The 15,834-nt window shown below is 71.0% G+C and carries 15 protein-coding genes; 2 read left to right on the top strand and 13 right to left on the bottom strand.

Annotated features, from left to right (window positions below):
* Positions 1 to 56 precede the first annotated feature (56 nt).
* Together MKK68_RS14550 and MKK68_RS14545 are read right to left on the bottom strand one after the other, a co-directional pair.
* The gene (locus tag MKK68_RS14550) at positions 57 to 758 is read right to left on the bottom strand and encodes a hypothetical protein (protein ID WP_244030866.1); all 702 of its coding nucleotides are present in this window, start codon (positions 756 to 758) and stop codon (positions 57 to 59) included.
* A gap of 199 nt (positions 759 to 957) precedes the next feature.
* Positions 958 to 1,614: a DUF1134 domain-containing protein gene (locus MKK68_RS14545; RefSeq protein WP_243935530.1), complete on the bottom strand. Its 657-nt coding sequence runs from the start codon at positions 1,612 to 1,614 to the stop codon at positions 958 to 960.
* Positions 1,615 to 1,786: 172 nt separating this feature from the next.
* On the opposite strand from MKK68_RS14545, the gene MKK68_RS14540 reads away from it, so the two are divergent.
* Complete coding sequence (locus MKK68_RS14540; RefSeq protein ID WP_244030865.1) at positions 1,787 to 2,239, top strand: YHS domain-containing (seleno)protein; 453 nt, start codon at positions 1,787 to 1,789, stop codon at positions 2,237 to 2,239.
* On the opposite strand, the gene MKK68_RS14535 is transcribed toward MKK68_RS14540, so the two are convergent.
* The 10 genes from MKK68_RS14535 to MKK68_RS14490 form a co-directional block, all read right to left on the bottom strand.
* A complete protein-coding gene (locus MKK68_RS14535) occupies positions 2,217 to 3,110 on the bottom strand; it encodes a 3'(2'),5'-bisphosphate nucleotidase CysQ (protein WP_409567246.1) in 894 nt (297 codons plus the stop codon). The genes MKK68_RS14540 and MKK68_RS14535 overlap by 23 nt on opposite strands.
* An 82-nt stretch (positions 3,111 to 3,192) precedes the next feature.
* Positions 3,193 to 4,194: an asparaginase gene (locus MKK68_RS14530; RefSeq protein ID WP_244030861.1), complete on the bottom strand. Its 1,002-nt coding sequence runs from the start codon at positions 4,192 to 4,194 to the stop codon at positions 3,193 to 3,195.
* Between the two features lie 157 nt (positions 4,195 to 4,351).
* On the bottom strand, positions 4,352 to 4,990 hold the full coding sequence (locus MKK68_RS14525) for a hypothetical protein (RefSeq protein WP_244030860.1): 639 nt from the start codon (positions 4,988 to 4,990) through the stop codon (positions 4,352 to 4,354).
* 174 nt (positions 4,991 to 5,164) lie between these two features.
* Positions 5,165 to 6,040: a protein-glutamate O-methyltransferase CheR gene (locus MKK68_RS14520; RefSeq protein ID WP_147858557.1), complete on the bottom strand. Its 876-nt coding sequence runs from the start codon at positions 6,038 to 6,040 to the stop codon at positions 5,165 to 5,167.
* On the bottom strand, positions 6,037 to 7,206 hold the full coding sequence (locus tag MKK68_RS14515) for a chemotaxis response regulator protein-glutamate methylesterase (RefSeq protein ID WP_409567245.1): 1,170 nt from the start codon (positions 7,204 to 7,206) through the stop codon (positions 6,037 to 6,039). Before MKK68_RS14515 ends, MKK68_RS14520 begins: the two co-directional genes overlap by 4 nt.
* 100 nt (positions 7,207 to 7,306) lie before the next feature.
* Positions 7,307 to 7,699: a response regulator gene (locus MKK68_RS14510; RefSeq protein ID WP_244030966.1), complete on the bottom strand. Its 393-nt coding sequence runs from the start codon at positions 7,697 to 7,699 to the stop codon at positions 7,307 to 7,309.
* 43 nt (positions 7,700 to 7,742) lie between these two features.
* Positions 7,743 to 8,225, bottom strand: a complete 483-nt coding sequence (locus tag MKK68_RS14505; protein ID WP_147726973.1) for a chemotaxis protein CheW — start codon at positions 8,223 to 8,225, stop codon at positions 7,743 to 7,745.
* A gap of 89 nt (positions 8,226 to 8,314) precedes the next feature.
* Positions 8,315 to 11,068 carry a hybrid sensor histidine kinase/response regulator gene (locus MKK68_RS14500; RefSeq protein ID WP_244030859.1) on the bottom strand — a complete coding sequence of 918 codons (2,754 nt, stop codon included), beginning with the start codon at positions 11,066 to 11,068 and terminating at the stop codon, positions 8,315 to 8,317.
* A 120-nt stretch (positions 11,069 to 11,188) separates the two neighbouring features.
* Positions 11,189 to 11,839 (bottom strand): hypothetical protein, encoded by a 651-nt coding sequence (locus tag MKK68_RS14495; RefSeq protein WP_147726975.1) that lies wholly within the window; start codon positions 11,837 to 11,839, stop codon positions 11,189 to 11,191.
* Positions 11,836 to 13,059, bottom strand: a complete 1,224-nt coding sequence (locus MKK68_RS14490) for an ATPase (protein ID WP_147726976.1) — start codon at positions 13,057 to 13,059, stop codon at positions 11,836 to 11,838. Before MKK68_RS14490 ends, MKK68_RS14495 begins: the two co-directional genes overlap by 4 nt.
* A 287-nt stretch (positions 13,060 to 13,346) precedes the next feature.
* Between MKK68_RS14490 and MKK68_RS14485 the strand changes: the two genes are divergently transcribed.
* Positions 13,347 to 15,191 carry a cation:proton antiporter gene (locus MKK68_RS14485; RefSeq protein WP_147726977.1) on the top strand — a complete coding sequence of 615 codons (1,845 nt, stop codon included), beginning with the start codon at positions 13,347 to 13,349 and terminating at the stop codon, positions 15,189 to 15,191.
* Between the two features lie 28 nt (positions 15,192 to 15,219).
* Here the strand turns inward: MKK68_RS14485 and MKK68_RS14480 are convergent, their stop codons facing one another.
* Positions 15,220 to 15,636 (bottom strand): hypothetical protein, encoded by a 417-nt coding sequence (locus MKK68_RS14480; protein WP_147726978.1) that lies wholly within the window; start codon positions 15,634 to 15,636, stop codon positions 15,220 to 15,222.
* Positions 15,637 to 15,834: the final 198 nt, after the last annotated feature.

The following is a 15,834-nucleotide window of genomic DNA, read 5'->3' as shown; positions in this document are numbered from 1 at the left end:
CATCGCGGCGCGGTTTCGCAACCGCAACCCTAGGATTTTGGTGGCTCGACGGCCGCTCAGTGCGAGGAGGCACGCATCGCGTAGGCCGCCACCGGCGGAAGGCGCTCGCGCTGAGTCAGGGTGTCGGCCACCTCGGTGATGCGCCGGCGAAGGTCCGCATTCTCGCGCTCGACCGCCTCCCCGCGGTCGGACACGGCCTTGGCGAGCGCCGCCTCGGTGGCCGCGAGCTTTTCGCGCACGCTGCCCTCGCTCTCCGCCGCGCCGGCATCGGATGGGACGTCCTCGACCGTGCCGAGGGCGTTCCGCGCGGCGAGCAGGCTGTCCAGGAGGTCGGCATGCGCCTCTTCCAGGGCGAGCAGGGTCGCGAGGCTCGACGAGCCGTCGGCCTGCGCGGTCGAAAGCTCGTTCTCGAGACGACCGCGAAGCGCCAGCGCCTCGGCGATCTCGGCGTCGCGCACGGCGACGTCGCGCGCGAGGGCGGCCGCCTCCATGGTGCGGTTGCCGAGGGCCGCCATGTCGGCCTGGCGCTTGGCGCGCGCGTCCTCGACGGCACGCTCCATCCGCCGCTGCCGCACCGCGAACTCGGCGCGGAGAAAATCCTTCTCGGCGGCGATCTCTCCGACGGACAGCGGCAGCTGCGCCTCCGTCCGGCGCCGCGCCAGGCGGGCGGCGCGCGCGTTCACGGCGGGCAGCGCCAGCAGCGCGCACAGGATCGCCACCAGGAAGCCGAGGGCGAAGACCATCACGGTTTCGATCACGCGGGCGAACTCGATCCCTTGAGCGCCGCCGCAAGACCGGACCCTGCCCGCTCGTGCGACGATGCGACCACACGCAGAACGAGCCCGGACACCGGGGCTGAACCCGGATGCCGTGCCCGTGAGCCGAGCATGCCCGGCCGAAGCTGACGCGCAGTCTAACCGGTTTTGCGCGCGGGCGCGAAGTCGAGATTCGGTCGCGTCAGAACGGGTTCCAGGTCGGCGTGCCGGTGAACTTCAGATAGCCGACGTTGATGCCGAGGCGGGCGCCGACGCCGGTCCGGATCGGAACCACGACGATGCCGTCGTTGGTCACCGCCGTCATGCCGAAGCCGCCGACGAAGTAGGCCGAGCCGTCGACACCGCCGAAGCGGCGGTAGATCCCATTCACCGCCGGCAGGTTGTAGACCAGCATCATGGTGCGGTCGCCGTCGCCGCCGATGTCGAAGCCGAGGGTCGGGCCCTGCCAGTAGATCCGGCGCTGGCCCGCATTGCGGGTGTAGAGCGTGCCCTCGCCGTACCGGACGCCGCCGACGATGGCGCCGGAGGCTTCCTGGCCGAGGATGTAGCCGTTGGGCTCGCCCCAGCGCTTGGTCGCCTCCTGCACCGTGAGCGCCAGCCCGCGCGAGACGCTGCCGAAGAACTTGTGGCCGGAATCGACGATCTCGCGTGGCCGGAAGGTCTCCGGCGCGCCGGGATCCTCGACGCCGCGGGCGGAGGCCGGCACGCTCGCGGAAACGCCGAACGCGGCCGCCGACAAGGCGAGGAGCCCGGCCGAGCTCAGGCCGGCCAGGGCGCGGCGGCGTGTCGGCGCGTCCTGCCGCAGGGTGGCCGTGCGGGGGGAATCGGGTGTGGTCATGGTTCCTCCTCGATCCGCTGAAGGCGGCGCCGTCATGGGACGCGATCGCGCGCCTGAACTTGGATGCGCACCTGGACGATGGCTTGCGTCCGCCCCCAGGAACATGCGGCAGACCTGCCGCCGGAGCGCACGGCGGTCGATCCGGGCGCGAGCTAGGGGACAGGTGGACACGATGTGGTTAACGCGGCGTGACTGCGCCATCCTCATCCTGGCGGGCCTCGCGGAGCCGGCGATCGGACAGACGCCCGTCGCCGGCCCGCTCGCGCTCTCGGGCTTCGACCCGGTGAGCTACTTCCTGCCGAAGGGCCCGCGGGCGGGCTCGTCCGCGTTCGAGGCTTCCGGCGGCGGCAGGACCTGGCGGTTCGCCGGTGCCGCCAACCGCGCCGCCTACCTGCGCGACCCTACGGTCTACACGCCGCGGCTGGGCGGATACGACGTCGTCGGCATCCTCGACGGACGGCTGGTCGACGCCGATCCGCTGGTCTTCGCGGTGATCGAGGAGCGCCTCTACCTGTTCCGCAACGCCGAGCGACGGGACCGGGTGCTAGGGGACCCCACGCTGGCGGAGCGGGCGGAGGCGTCCTGGCCGAGCCTGCAGCCGCTCACGGACGGAGGACGGGAGTGAGCCGCGTCACCGCCGCGCCCTCCCGCGGCCGCAGGATCGGCCCGCGATCGGGAAGCGCGACCCGGGCGGCGAGCGCCGGATCGCCCATCGCCGCGAACGGGCCGTTGCGATAGGCCATCGCGTGCCGGCCGTAGATGATCGGCCGGCCGGTGGGGGTGACGACACGGCCGCCGGCGGAGGTCAGGATGTGGTCGCCGGCCGCGGTGTCCCATTCCATGGTCGGTCCGCAGCGGACGTAAAGGTCGGCCTCGCCCGAGGCGATCAGCGCGAACTTGAGGGCCGAGCCAGCCGCGCGGCGCGATGTCACGCCGAGCGCGTCGAGGCAGGCCTCGGTCTCGGAATCGCCGTGGCGCCGGCTGCCGAGCGCGGTCAGCCCGTCTGGCGGCTCGGGCCGGGTTCGGACGGCGCGAGAGTGCCCGGGGCGGCCGGCCTCGATCGGCGCCTCGTGCGCGGCGACGCCCGCGTGCCAGACGCGGCCGACGCCCGGCGCGGCCAGCGCCGCGGCGACCGGGCGGTTGCCCTCGATCAGGGCGATGCACACGGCGAATTCCGGGCTGCCGGCGAGGAAGTCGCGGGTGCCGTCCAGGGGGTCGACCAGGAAGAACCGGTCGGCGGGCGGCACGTCGTGGCAGGTCTCCTCGGCCACCACCGGGATCGCCGGGAACCGTTCCAGGAGCTTGGCCAGGATCAGCTGCTCGGCCTCGAGGTCGGCATGGCTCGAGGGCGAGCCGTCCACCTTGAGCACGTGCGGGCAGTCGTTGCCGTGGTGGCCGAGCAGGATCTCGCCGGCGGCGCAGGCGATCTCGGCCAGGTACGCGGCGATGCGCTCGCGTTCCGGCCCGGAGAGGGAGACGATGGATGATGCCGCCATTGTCATGGCACCGTCTTGCTCCACCCACCGATCCTTGTCGATGGCGGAGGCCGAAATCGGGTTCGGCCCGTCCCGACGCGTCTCAGTAGGTAGCGAACATCCGCGCGATCTCCGCGGGCTCGCGCGTCACCGTCAGGGCGAGCGCGAGCAGGATGCGGGCCTTCTGCGGCGTCAGGTTGTCGGCGCTGAGGATGCCGCGCTCCCTCAGGCGGGTGGTGAGCGGGACGACGCCGCTGCCCGCCCGGGTCGACTGCACCACGACGATCCCGGCGGCGGCCGCCTGCTCGAGGGCGTCGGCTTCGCGCGGCGGCGTCATGCCCGGCGCCAGCCCCGCCGAGACGATGCCCTGCGCTCCGGCGGCGAGGAAGGCCCGCACCGCCGTGCCGTCCGCGTCGGCATAGCCGTAGGACACGTCGACCCGCGGCAGCGCTTCGAGCGCGCGGATGTCGAAGGGCGTTCCCGGAGCGTGGCTCCGCTCCGAGCGCCGGTAGTACTGCACCGAGGCGCCGTCGACGTGGCCGAGCACCCCGAAATCCGGCGTCCGGAAGGTCTGGAGCCGGGCGACCGAGGTCTTGGTCACCTCGCGCGCCGCCTGGATCTCGTCGTTGAGGACGACGAGGACGCCGCGCCCGCGGGACTGCGCCGACGCCGCCGTGCGGATCGCCGCAACGAGGTTGAGCCCGGCATCGCTCGACAGGGCGCTCATCGGCCGCTGCGACCCGACAAGCACCACCGGGACGTCGACGGTGAGCGTCAGGCTCAGGGCGTAGGCGGTCTCCTCGAGGGTGGCGGTGCCGTGCCCGATGACGATGCCGGCGAGGTCGCGATGCTCCGCGACGAGGCGTTCGCAGGTCGTCGCCAGGTCGCGCCATTCCGCGAAGCCGATCGCCGGGCTCGGCACGGCGCGGAAGGCGACCGGCACCATCCTGGCGATCGCGCGCACCTCCGGCACGGCATCGAGGATCGCCTGCGACTCCAGGCGGTTCCCGGTCGCAGTGTAGTCGAGGATGTCGAGGGAATCGCGACCGAGCGACGAGATCGTCCCGCCGGTGCCGATGAACGCGACCTTCGGCCTTGCCGTCATCGAATGTCTCCTGCTCGCTTCGCGTCGAGACCGCGTCCTACCTGCTGAGGCCGGCGGTTGTCTCGCGGCATCGCCGGGGACGGACGATGTGCTGGGCGAGGACGCGGTGCCGGCTCGCTCGCCCCGAGGATGGCGACACCGCGCGCGCCGAGGCGGCTCAGCTGCGGAAGTCGAACACGAGGGCCGAGGCGTTGCTGCTCGTGCTGGAAGACCCGCTCGACGCGTAGCCGGTCGCGCTCGCCTGCGTCGATTGGAGTTGCTTGATGAAGCTCGCCAGCAGATCGCTCGTCGACGCGGTGCTGGTGCTGCCCGAGGCCGAGGCGTCGGGATCCGCGCTCGACGCATCGGACAGGTCGTTGCCGTCCGGCGCCGCCCCGAGGGGCGGTCCCGGGGGCGGGCCGCCCGCACCGCCGACCCCGCCATCCTTTGCCTCGCCCTTCGCGCCTCCCTTGGCGAACAGCGACGTCAACGTCGCCGCCTGGTCGCTGGTCAGCGTTCCGTTGGCGACCTGGTCGGCGATCAGGCCGTCGATCCGGCTCTTGATCTGGGACGGGTCGAGCCGCGACGCGGCGGAGGTGCTCGACGATGCCGACGCGGCACCGTTCGCGGTTTCGCCGGACTTGAGGCTGGCGTCGATCGAGTCGAGGGCGCTGGTAAGCGCGGTGGCGTCGGTCGCGGAGATGGTGCCGGCCGAGGCCTCGCTGTCGATCTCGGAGGCGACCCGGTTCTTGTGGGCGTGCGCCGGGCGCTGCGGCGCCTGGATCTGCGAGGCGGTGGTGCTGGAGATCGAACTCATGGGCGGCTTTCCCGTGAAGCTGCCGGAAACGCCCGGCCGCGGGTCCGTGTGCAAAGTGCCCACGCCGCGGTTAAGGATCTGTTCGCCTTAATGTTTCGGTATGTTTCCAGCGGCGCCGAGCGGCCGTTCCCCCCTCTTCCCGCAGCGTAAATCGTACTGTGATGCTCGCCCGAGTCAGCGGGCGGCGACCCGCAATTGCGGGAACGCGGCGGGGAGCGGAGGCACCGCGCGCAGGGCCGGTTGCGCCACGCCGTAGAGGCCGCGATGCTGCGGGTTCGGGCTCAGCCGGTCGGTGAGGCCGATCACCGTCTCGGCCGCGCCGAGAAGAAGCGCGCCTTCCGGTGCAAGCCGTTCGGCGAGCCGCCCGAGGATGTCGGCCTTGGTCGGCGTATCGAAGTAGATCAGCACGTTGCGGCAGTAGATCACGTCGAAGGAGCCGAGCGCCTCGAAGCCGTTGAGCAAATTGAGCGGCCGGTAATCGATCATCGCGCGCAGGGCCGGGGCGATCTGCCACTGCTCGCCGATCTGGGTGAAGTACTTCAGCAGCCACTGCACGGGCAGCCCGCGCTGCACCTCGAAATGGCTGTAGAGCCCGAGCTTGCCCTTCTCGATCACCTCGGTGGACAGGTCCGTCGCGACGATCTCGACCTGCCAGCCGGCAAGCTTGGCGCCAGCTTCCTGTAGCAGGATCGCGAGCGAATACGGCTCCTGGCCGGTCGAGGCCGCCGCGCACCAGATGCGCAGCCGGCGCTGGCCGGCACGGCGCGCCATCGCCTGAGGCAGCAGCACGTCGCGGAACAGATCGAACGGCGTCCGATCGCGGAAGAAGAAGGTCTCGTTGGTGGTCATCGCTTCGACGACCGCCTTCTCGATCGACGAATCGCGCGAGATCTTCAAGGTGCCGACGAGGTCGCGCAGCGTGGCGAGGCCGAAGCGGCGGCAGACGGGGGTGAGCCGGCTCTCGACGAGGTAGCGCTTCTCGGGGGTGAGCGCGAGGCCGGAGCGCTGCTTGAGATAGGCGCGCAGGAAATCAAATTCGAGCTCGGTCATGCCGCCTGTCCCGTGATCATGGCGCGCAGCGCAGGGCCGATCTCGGGAAGCGGCAGGATGGCCTGGGCCAGCCCCGCCTTGGCGATGCTGCCGGGCATGCCCCAGACGGTGCTCGTCGCCTCGTCCTGTGCAAGCACGGCGCCGCCGGCCTCGCACAGCGCGCGGGCGCCGTGGGTGCCGTCCGAGCCCATGCCGGTGAGCACGACGGAGAGGGTGGCGCCCCCGAACAAGGCGGCGGCGTCCTTGAACAGGACGTCGACGGCCGGCCGGCAGAAGTTCACCGGCGGTCCGTCGTCGAGGCGGATCACCGGCTCTCGGCCGGCGCCCCCCGTCAGGCCCATGTGGCGCCCGCCCGGCGCGACGTAGATCCGCCCGGGCTCGAGCCGTTCGTCGGCCTTGCCCTCGGCCGCGACGAGTCCGGTGCGGGTGGCGAGGTGCTCGGCGAAGACCGCGGTGAAGATCGGCGGCATGTGCTGGACGATCAGGATCGGCAGCCGGCGCAGCGTCGCCGCGCCGATCTTCTCGAGCATCTCGCCGACCGCCCGCGGGCCGCCGGTCGAGGCGCCGACGAGAAGGACACGGGGCGCCAGGCCGGTGCGGGCCTTCGGGCGCAGGGTGACCGGGGCGCTCGGGCGCGGCGCCGACGTGGCCGGCATCGGCGAGGGGGCGGCGCCGGGCGCGATCGGGGCCGGCGCCGGGCCGCGGCGGCGGGCGCGGGCGGCGCCGAACAGCCGCACCCGCTCCACGAGGTCGGCGCGGAAGGCGTCGGAGGTGGTGACGCCGCGGTTGCTCTCGGGCTTGGCGAGATAGTCGACCGCGCCGAGGGCGAGGCACTTGAGCGAGATGTCGGCGTTGCGCGTCGTTAGCGTCGACATCATCACAACCTGCACGGTCGGGCTGGCCGCGAGCATGCGCGGCAGCGCCTCGGTGCCGTCGAGCTCGGGCATGTCGATGTCGAGCAGCACCACGTCCGGATCGTGCCGCGTCATCATCTCCACGGCGATTCGGCCGTTCGAGGCAGTGCCGACGACGGTGAAGCCGGCCTCGCCGATCCAGCGCGCGACGAGCCCGCGCACCACAGCCGAGTCGTCGGCGATCAGCACCTTGATCGGCACGGACGCGGTCGCCCACGGCTTGGGCGCGAGGCTCGGGTTGGCGGCCAGCATGGGTTAGGCATCCCAATGACGATGGGGGAGTGGGGGTCGTTCGACGTCGCGGTCCAGCCAGCTCGACCGAGCCGACGCGGGCAGCCGGATCGGGCCTGCGTCAGGCCGCGGCCTGGATTACGCCGACCTGCTCGAGCTTGGCCGTCAGGATGTCGCGGTCGAACGGCTTCATGATGTACTCGTCCGCGCCCGCCCGGAGGGCCCGGGCGATGGCGCCGACGTCATTCTCGGTCGTGCAGAACAGGATCTTCGGGCCGTTGCCGTCGGGCCGCTGGCGCAGGGCCTGGAGGAAGGCGTAGCCGTCCATGTTCGGCATGTTCCAGTCGAGCAGGATGACCTGGGGCATCGCCTCGGCGCAGCGCAGCAGGGCGTCGCTGCCGTCCTCGGCTTCCGAGACGTCGAAGCCGAGCGTCTCGATGATCCGCCGCGCCACCTTCCGGATCACGGCGGAATCGTCGACCACGAGGCAGGTGCGGGTTTCGGCTGAAGCGATGGTCACGGCGTCTTGCCCTCTCGGCTCTTTGCTGTCGGCGACGTCACGCTGCGGTCGCGCCGGCGCGTTCGGACGCGAAGACCAGCAGCGCGTTGACGTCGAGGATGACGAGCAGCCGGCCGTCGAGGCGATGGACGCCGAGGGCGAGGTCGCGCCAGCGGGCATCCAGGTTGATCGGCACCGGCTCGTGCGTCTCGACGCCGAGCTTCAGCACCTCGCCGACGCCGTCGACCACGAGGGCGAAGGTCTCGCCGCCCTGCTCAAGGCCGATCGCCATGCGCGCCGCACCTTCGGCCGCCGGAAGGCCGAGCCGGCGGCGCAGGCAGATCGCGGTGACGACGCGTCCGCGCAGGTTCAGCAGGCCGACGATCTCGGGCGGGCTCAACGGCACCGGCGTGACGCCGGCCGGGATGAACACGTCGTGCACCCGGTCGATGGCGAGCCCGAACATCGTGTCGCCGACGAAGACGGTCACGAAGTCCTGGGTCGTTCCCGCCTCCGTGGCGTTGCTGTTGGCAGCCTGCATGGTGGTGTCTCCCCGGCGTCGCGGCGCCGTCAAACCAGGATGGTCGGTTCGCGCCGGGATCGGCGCGGCACCGTCGGGACGGGCCGGTCTCAGGCGGCGTGGGCGCGGAGCGCCGCGTTCGTCGCTGCATCGAGCTCGGCGAGCGCCGCGACGAGGCCGCTGCGGTCGAACTTCGCCACGAGGTCGCTGATCGCGAGGGTGCGGGCCCGCTCGACCGCATCGGCCCCGATGGTGCCGGTGAGGCCGATCACGGGCAGGCCGGCGACCCGCGGGTCGCCCGCCCGCATCGCGCCGACGAGATCGAAGCCGCTGCGGCCCGGCATCTCCAGGTCGGTCACCACGACGCTGATCCGCGCATCCGCCTGGAGGATGGCGAGCGCCTCCTCGGCACCGGGCGCCGTGACGACGCGGTAGCCGGCGGCTTTCAGCACCGGGCTCAGCATGTCGCGGAAGAAGGCCGAATCGTCCACGAGCAGCAGCGTGGCGGTCTTCGCCGAGGCCGCCTTCGCGCCGCGCGCCCAGTCGTCGTAGGCCAGCGGCAGGAAGTGGGCGATGTTGATGATGTCGGTGGCGCGGCCGCGCAGCACCGCCGACCCGATCAGGTCCGAACGCTCGGCCGCGATCTCGATGTCGAGGCGCTCCTCGACGATGTCGACGATCTCGTCGACCACGAGACCCATCGCCCGGTCGCCGTCGGAGAACACCACCAGCGCCTGCGTCCCCTCGGTGCGGATCGCGATGGCCTCGTCGGCCGGGACCAGCGGCATCAGCCGGCCGCGATACTGGATCAGCGGACGCCCGCCGAGCCACTCGACCTTGCCGGCGTCGATCTCCTCCAGCCGCGTGACGAGCGACAGCGGAACCGCCTTGAAGCTGCCGGCGCCGCCCTTGAACACGAGGAGCGTGGTCTTCGGGTCGCCGAGCTCGGCCGCCTCGGCCTCGGCCTCGATCGGGCCGCCGCCCTGCGCGCCCTGGCTGACCTGCCGCGCGATGCCGTTCGGGTCGACGATCAGCACCACGGCGCCGTCGCCGAGGATGGTGTTGCCGGCGAACAGCGGGATGTGGCGCAGCTTCGAGGACATCGGCTTCACGACGATCTCCTCCGTGTGGAAGACCTCGTCGACGAGGATGCCGAAGCGCTGGCGCCCGACCTGGGCCACCACCACGAAGCCGGTCTCGGTCCCGGTGTCGTCCTGGCCGAGCAGGCCCTTGAGGGTCACGATCGGCAGCAGCCGCTCGCGCAGGCGCAGCACCGGCGCGTCGTTGATGCGCTCGATCCGCTGCGGCGCGGTGGCGTCGACCCGCACCAGCTCGAGCACCGCGAGCTGCGGCACCGCGAAGCGGCTCTCGCCGGCCCGGACGATGAGGGCGGCGACGATCGCCAGCGTAAGCGGGATCTTGATGGTGAAGGTGGTGCCGACGCCCTTCTGCGTGGCGATGTCGATCACGCCGCCGATGGTCTCGATGTTGGTCTTCACCACGTCCATGCCGACGCCGCGGCCGGACACGGAGGTGACGGCGGCCGCGGTGGAGAACCCGGCGTCGAAGATGAACTTGGCGACCTGCGCGTCGGTCATGCGCTCGACGTCGGCCTGGGTCGCGATCCCGCGCTCCACGGCCTTCTTCCGGATCGCGACGAGATCGAGGCCCTTGCCGTCGTCGGCGATCTCGATCGTGATGGTCCCGCCCTCATGGTAGGCCGAGAGGCGGATCGAGCCGCGGGCCGGCTTGCCGGCCGAGATCCGCTGCATGGTCGATTCGAGGCCGTGGTCGGCCGAGTTCCGGACCATGTGGGTCAGCGGGTCCTTGATGACCTCGAGGACCTGCCGGTCGAGCTCGGTCTCGGCGCCGAGCATCACCAGGTCGATCTGCTTGCCGAGCTCGCTCGACAGGTCGCGCACCACCCGCGGCAGCTTCTGCCAGGCGTTGCCGATCGGCTGCATGCGCGTCTTCATGACGCCTTCCTGCAGCTCGGCCGTGACGTGGGAGAGCCGCTGCAGCGGGACCTTGTAGCTCGAATCCTCGTGCTTGCGCGCGATCTCGAGGAGCTGGTTGCGGGTCAGCACCAGCTCGGACACCATCGTCATCAGGTGCTCGAGGGTGTCGACGTTCACCCGGATGGTCTGCATCTTGGCCAGGCCGCCCTCGGGGGCCTCGGCCGGCGCATCGCCCGACACCGGGGCCTTCGCGACCGGGGCCGGAGCTTCCTGCACGGGGGCCGCCGGTGCCTGTGCGATCGGAGCCGGGGCGACCGGTGCCTGAGCGATCGGCGCCGGCTCGGGCATCCAGGCGGAGGGGGCATCGTCGGGGCCGGGGGCCGCGAGGAACGCGGCTTCGAGGTCCTCGAGCGAGACCTCGCCGGGCTTGCTCTCGCGAACGACGATCTCGGGCAGCTTCGGCTCCGGAGTCTTGGGCTCCGGGAGCTTGGGCTCGGCGATCTTGGGCTCGGGAGCTGCGGCGGCCTCGGGCGTGCCGAGCGACATGCGCTCCAGCGCCTCGATCAGGTCTGCGTCGCTGCCCGCGGGCTCGGTCCCGGTGGCTTCGAGGTCGGCGAGGATGAGCTTCAGGCGATCGAGCGTCGCGAGGATCAGGCTGACGGCCGGGCTGGTCACCGCGAGACCGTCGCGGAAGCGACCCATCAGGGTCTCGGCGGCATGCGCCAGCGCTTCCAGCCGTGGCAGGCCGAGGAAGCCGCAGGTTCCCTTGATGGTGTGAACGAGGCGGAAGATATTCCGGAGGATCGTCTCGTTGTTCGGATCCTGCTCGAACCGGACGAGTTCCGTGTCGACGGTGTCGAGATGCTCGCCGCTCTCAGTCAGAAACTCGCGCAGAAGGTCGTCCATCGGCGGTACTCGGATCACGTCTGCACGCACGTTCGTGCAGACGCATCCTGGCGCGCGAGCGGTTAGGGAAGCGTTTCCTCGGACCCGTTTTTTCGTGCGATGGCGTCGTGTCGTCCTGCGTTACAGCGACTTGCCGTCGTGCCAGACGCAGTTCGAGGCGAGGATCGCAAGATTCACGTCCGATTTTTGCGGTTGCGGTAGAGTTTTACCGTCCATCGCGAGATCGATCTTGATCTCCACCTGGCCCTTCGACTCGTTGGACCGCCGGGAGAAGTAGCAGTACTGCTGGTAGGGCTGGTCGGCGCTGTCCTTGAAGTTCCAGCCGGTCACGATCTGCCCGTCGAGATAGGGCACCTGCTTGAACACGGTGAAGGTTGTGTTGACGATCGCCTTCGAAGCCGGCGCCGCGTCGGCCCCGAGCTGCGCCTTCGTCGGCGTCGGGGCGCCGGCGGCCTTCGGCAGGCCGCCTTCGAGCTTCAGCACGTTGTCGGTCAGCGTCACCTCGCCCTTGGTCTTGAGCGTGACGTCGGAGAGCGCCGCCTGCATCGCGGCGGCGATCTTCTCGGCGGCGGTGTCGAACTGGTTCATCGTGGCCCAGCCGTAGGCCGCCGCGCCGATGCCGATGCCGGCCAGCGCGGTGAAGATCCCCGCGCCGGCCGCCCGGAACAGGAAGGCGCGGGCGAAGACGATGCGGGATTCCGCCCGCAACCGGCCGTTGACCTGCTGCGCGAGCGCGATGTTCTCCGGCGACCCCTGCGCGACGTAGCTCATGCGCCCGCTCCCGCGCTGGCGGCCGGAAGGTTCGGCTGGTTCGCGGCCGCGATCCCCGGGGCGATCCCCGTGGCCGGGCGGTTGATCGGGATCACCGCGCCCGTCGCCGCCTCACGGTTCTGCCGCGGCAGCACCGGCTCGAGGTTCTGCTTCAGTGCCTCGGTGATCGATTCCAGCATGTAGGGCGTCGCCTCCGGGTTCACGGCGGCGCCGAGGTCGTCCTCGTCCATGAAGGTCTTGCGCACCGAGACAGCGCAGAGCGCCAGGATCGTCGAGGCGAAGGCGGCGCAGAGGGCCGGCAGGAACACGAAGATGCGCAGGAAGGCGTGCACCTGCTGCTCGGACACGTCGATCGGATCGACGCCGTAGACCATCGCCGTGAAGGAGTGCAGCTGCGAGCGGTTCACGGCGTTGCGGTAGGCCTGCTCGGCGTCTGCGACCTTGCGCTCGGCGGCGCCGCGGTCGAGCTGCGCACGGGCCTTGCGCGCTTCTTCCAGGTCTTTGGTCAGCACGCCGCGATCGGCCGAGGCCTTGGCGACGCTCGACGAGAGCGTGGCGGTGCGCGGGTCGGTGACGCATTTCAGGTTCTGGTAGCGCACGCCGCGGCTGTTGGTGCCGAACACCTTCTCGCAGCGCTGCGCCGGCAGCGCCGAGAGCTGCGCCGCGTTGTCGGCGGCGCGCTTCTCGATCTGGTCGAGCTCGGTCGTGTACTGTGCGACCCGGGCGTCGGCCGAGGCGATGCGGTTGTCGATGGTGCTCCGATCGGCCTGCGCGTCCTTGAGCGCGGTCTTGGTCTTGGAGGCCTCCATCAGGCGGGGATGGAACATCATCTCGCCGAGCTGCGAGACCGACTTCGTCGTCACGCCGGCGGCGAAGATGATGCCAACGACCGCGAGCGCCCGAATGAAGTACGAGCGCTGCGTCCGCGCCAGGATACCCAGCGGCACGCGGCACAGCTCGACCGCGGCGTAGACCAGCGGCGCCAGCAGCATGAAGTAGAAGGCGTGGTTGTCGCCGTCGCTGTAGACCGCCGCGAACAGCCAGGCGCCCCAGAGCGAGGCACCGATGACCATGAACTCGACGAGGTAGGCGATCGCGACGTAGCCCCACTTGATGCGATAGCCCTTCTCGACATGGCGCTCGTGCGTCCACCTGTCGGACTCGATGGCCCAAGCACGGCGCTCGCGCTGGACCTCCCGGCTCGGGGGCATCTTTCGCATGGGGCTCTCTAAGCTCGGATCGTATGCGACGCGCGGTTGAGCGTAACCGTTCGTTAATCGTTTTCGCTAAGCGGGCATTGTGCCGAATTTGGGCCGCATGGCGGCCATCCACCGGAACCGCATCCGGGGTGGCGCAAATGCCTCACTTAGAAGTCGCGAATTCGGGCGGGGCGGCCGGCCAATCGCGCCGCGGCGGCGTTTCGAGGTTGCTCGCGCGGCGCCCACCTCGCATGATCGCGGCGACCCAAAGCAGCGCCACCCGACCAAGAGGTTCGAACCGACCGCCGATGCCCGACGTCCATGCCGGCTCCTACAAGGAAGCGATCCTGTTCCTCGTCACCGCGGGCGTGGTGGTGCCGCTGTTCCATCGCCTGCGCATCAGCCCGGTGCTCGGCTTCATCGGGGCCGGCGCGCTCCTCGGGCCGTTCGGGCTCGGCCGCTTCGCCGACCAGTTCCACTGGGTTTCGCTGTTCACGATCGGCAACCGCACCGAGATCGCGCATCTCGCCGAGTTCGGCGTGATCTTCCTGATGTTCATGATCGGCGTCGAGCTGTCCTGGGAGCGGCTGCGCACGCTGCGGCGCCTGGTCTTCGGCCTCGGCTCGATCCAGGTGATCTGCTCGGCCCTGGTGATCGGGTCGATCCTGTTCGGGCTGAAGGTCCCGCTGGCGGGCGCGGTGATCGTCGGCATCGCGCTGGCGCTGTCCTCCACCGCCGTGGTGCTGCCGGTGCTGGCCGAGCAGCGGCGGCTCAACACGCCGGCCGGGCGCGCGAGCTTCGCGGTGCTGCTGTTCCAGGACCTTGCCGTGGCGCCGGTCCTGTTCGCGATCGCGGTGTCGGGCCGCAGCGACGGCGCCGACATGGGCGGCGCGCTGGCTCTGGCTCTCGCCCAGGCGGCGATCGCCTTAGTGCTGATCGTGGTCGCCGGCCGCCTCGCGCTTCGGCCGCTGTTCCACCTCGTGGCGCGCACCAAGTCGGCCGAGCTGTTCATGGCGGCCTGCCTGCTCGTCATCGTCGCGACCGCGCTGACGGCGGCCGCCTCGGGCCTGTCGATGACGCTGGGCGCCTTCGTCGCCGGGCTGCTGCTCGCCGAGACCGAGTACCGCCGGGCGATCGAGGCCACGATCGATCCGTTCAAGGGGCTCCTGCTCGGGGTGTTCTTCGTCTCCGTGGGGATGAACCTCGATCCCGCGCAGCTGCTGGCGGCGCCCGGCGCGATCCTCGGGCTCGCCTTCGCGCTGCTGTTCATCAAGGCGGCGGTCGTGGTGATGGCGGCGCCCGCGCTCAAGCTCTCCCGCGCCGTCGCCCTGGAGACCGCGATGCTGCTCGGGCCGGGCGGCGAGTTCGCCTTCGTGCTGATCGGCGGCGCGATGGCCGGCGGCCTGGTGCCGGAGCCGGTCGGGGGCGCGGCGCTGATCGTCACCACCGTGACGATGATCATGATCCCGGGCCTTGCGGCGCTCGGCCGGCGGATCGGGAAGCGCGCCTCGAAGAACCAGGCCGGGCGGGTGCGGGCCGACCCGCCGCCGGACAAGCAGCAGGACCGGGTCATCGTCGCCGGCTACGGCCGGGTCGGTCGGCAGGTCGGCGAGATGCTGGCCCGCCACAAGATCCCCTACCTCGCCCTCGACGCGGACGCCGCCCGCGTCGCCGAGCAGCGCCGGCTCGGCAAGCCGGTCTATTTCGGCGATTCCTCGAACACCGAGCTGCTGCGCCGCTGCGACATCGCCACCGCGCGGGCGCTGGTGGTAACCCTCGACAACCCGCACGCGGTCGAGGCGGTGGTGATGGCCGCCCGCGCCGAGCGGGCGGACCTGACCATCGTCGCGCGCGCCCGCGACGCCAAGCACGCGACCGCGCTCTACGAGCTCGGCGTCGACGACGCGGTGCCGGAGACGATCGAGGCCTCGCTTCAGCTGTCGGAGGCGGTGCTGGTGGATGTCGGCGTGCCGATGGGCCTCGTCATCGCCTCGATCCACGAGCGCCGCGACGAGTACCGCGCGATGCTCAAGCGCAAGGAGACCGATACGCGCCCGGTCTTCCGGGCGCGACGCACCGTCGGCAAGGCGCACGAGGCGCCGCGCGAGGCGCCCCCCAAGGACGAGCCCGCTCCGGTGGTGCGGCGCGCCTGAGCCGGGCGCGGACGCCGCGCGCCTGCGGTCAGATCAGGTTCGGCATCGCCTCGCCGTGCCAGTCGCGCGCCTCCGGCTTGGCCGCCCGGACCGCGCGGGCCGGCTCGAGCCCCTCTGCGAAGCTGCAGCGGTAGACGATCTCGTCGGGCGGTCCGAGCCCCATCGAGAGCGGCACCGTCACGGTGTCGCCGTTGAAGCGCCAGCCGCGGGCGCCCTTGTCCCAGTACAGCCAGACCGTTCCCGGATGCCCCTTCAGCGCGAACACCGCCGCCTTTCGCGAGATCGCCTGGACCGTGCGCGGCAGGTACATGCCCTTGTCGCGGTAGGCCGCGCGGGCCGCCTCGGGCTGGCGATCCATGAAGGTGTTGCGAACGACCTGAATCATCGCGCCCGGCTTCCCGAGAAACCGCTTGAATTCGGACATGTTGCGTAGGATGACTGCCATCGCAGACCTCCTGATTCCGGGCATGTTGACTCGCGCCACGCCCGACTGGACTCGATGCATCCGAGATGATCGATTCCGATGACTGTTTGCGTGACCGTGCGAGCCCGACTCGACGGGATATCAACAGGAATGAGGACTTGTACCCAGGAATCCTGGCCTGCCGGAGCCCATCGTCCCGCCGCACCGCCCTTCAGGTGA

Source organism: Methylobacterium sp. E-016 (assembly GCF_022829745.1).
GTDB lineage: Bacteria > Pseudomonadota > Alphaproteobacteria > Rhizobiales > Beijerinckiaceae > Methylobacterium.
Note: the sequence above shows the minus strand (reverse complement) of the source record. Positions and strands in the feature narration are given on the sequence as shown.

Coding starts and splice junctions, on each gene's coding strand:
- MKK68_RS14515 (WP_409567245.1), bottom strand. CDS start 7,206: ATGCTGGCCGCCAACCCGAGCCTCGCGCCCAAGCCGTGGGCGACCGCG.
- MKK68_RS14535 (WP_409567246.1), bottom strand. CDS start 3,110: ATGGCGGCATCATCCATCGTCTCCCTCTCCGGGCCGGAACGCGAGCGC.
- MKK68_RS14530 (WP_244030861.1), bottom strand. CDS start 4,194: ATGACGGCAAGGCCGAAGGTCGCGTTCATCGGCACCGGCGGGACGATC.
- MKK68_RS14500 (WP_244030859.1), bottom strand. CDS start 11,068: ATGGACGACCTTCTGCGCGAGTTTCTGACTGAGAGCGGCGAGCATCTC.
- MKK68_RS14495 (WP_147726975.1), bottom strand. CDS start 11,839: ATGAGCTACGTCGCGCAGGGGTCGCCGGAGAACATCGCGCTCGCGCAG.
- MKK68_RS14505 (WP_147726973.1), bottom strand. CDS start 8,225: ATGCAGGCTGCCAACAGCAACGCCACGGAGGCGGGAACGACCCAGGAC.
- MKK68_RS14485 (WP_147726977.1), top strand. CDS start 13,347: ATGCCCGACGTCCATGCCGGCTCCTACAAGGAAGCGATCCTGTTCCTC.
- MKK68_RS14545 (WP_243935530.1), bottom strand. CDS start 1,614: ATGACCACACCCGATTCCCCCCGCACGGCCACCCTGCGGCAGGACGCG.
- MKK68_RS14480 (WP_147726978.1), bottom strand. CDS start 15,636: ATGGCAGTCATCCTACGCAACATGTCCGAATTCAAGCGGTTTCTCGGG.
- MKK68_RS14525 (WP_244030860.1), bottom strand. CDS start 4,990: ATGAGTTCGATCTCCAGCACCACCGCCTCGCAGATCCAGGCGCCGCAG.
- MKK68_RS14520 (WP_147858557.1), bottom strand. CDS start 6,040: ATGACCGAGCTCGAATTTGATTTCCTGCGCGCCTATCTCAAGCAGCGC.
- MKK68_RS14490 (WP_147726976.1), bottom strand. CDS start 13,059: ATGCGAAAGATGCCCCCGAGCCGGGAGGTCCAGCGCGAGCGCCGTGCT.
- MKK68_RS14540 (WP_244030865.1), top strand. CDS start 1,787: ATGTGGTTAACGCGGCGTGACTGCGCCATCCTCATCCTGGCGGGCCTC.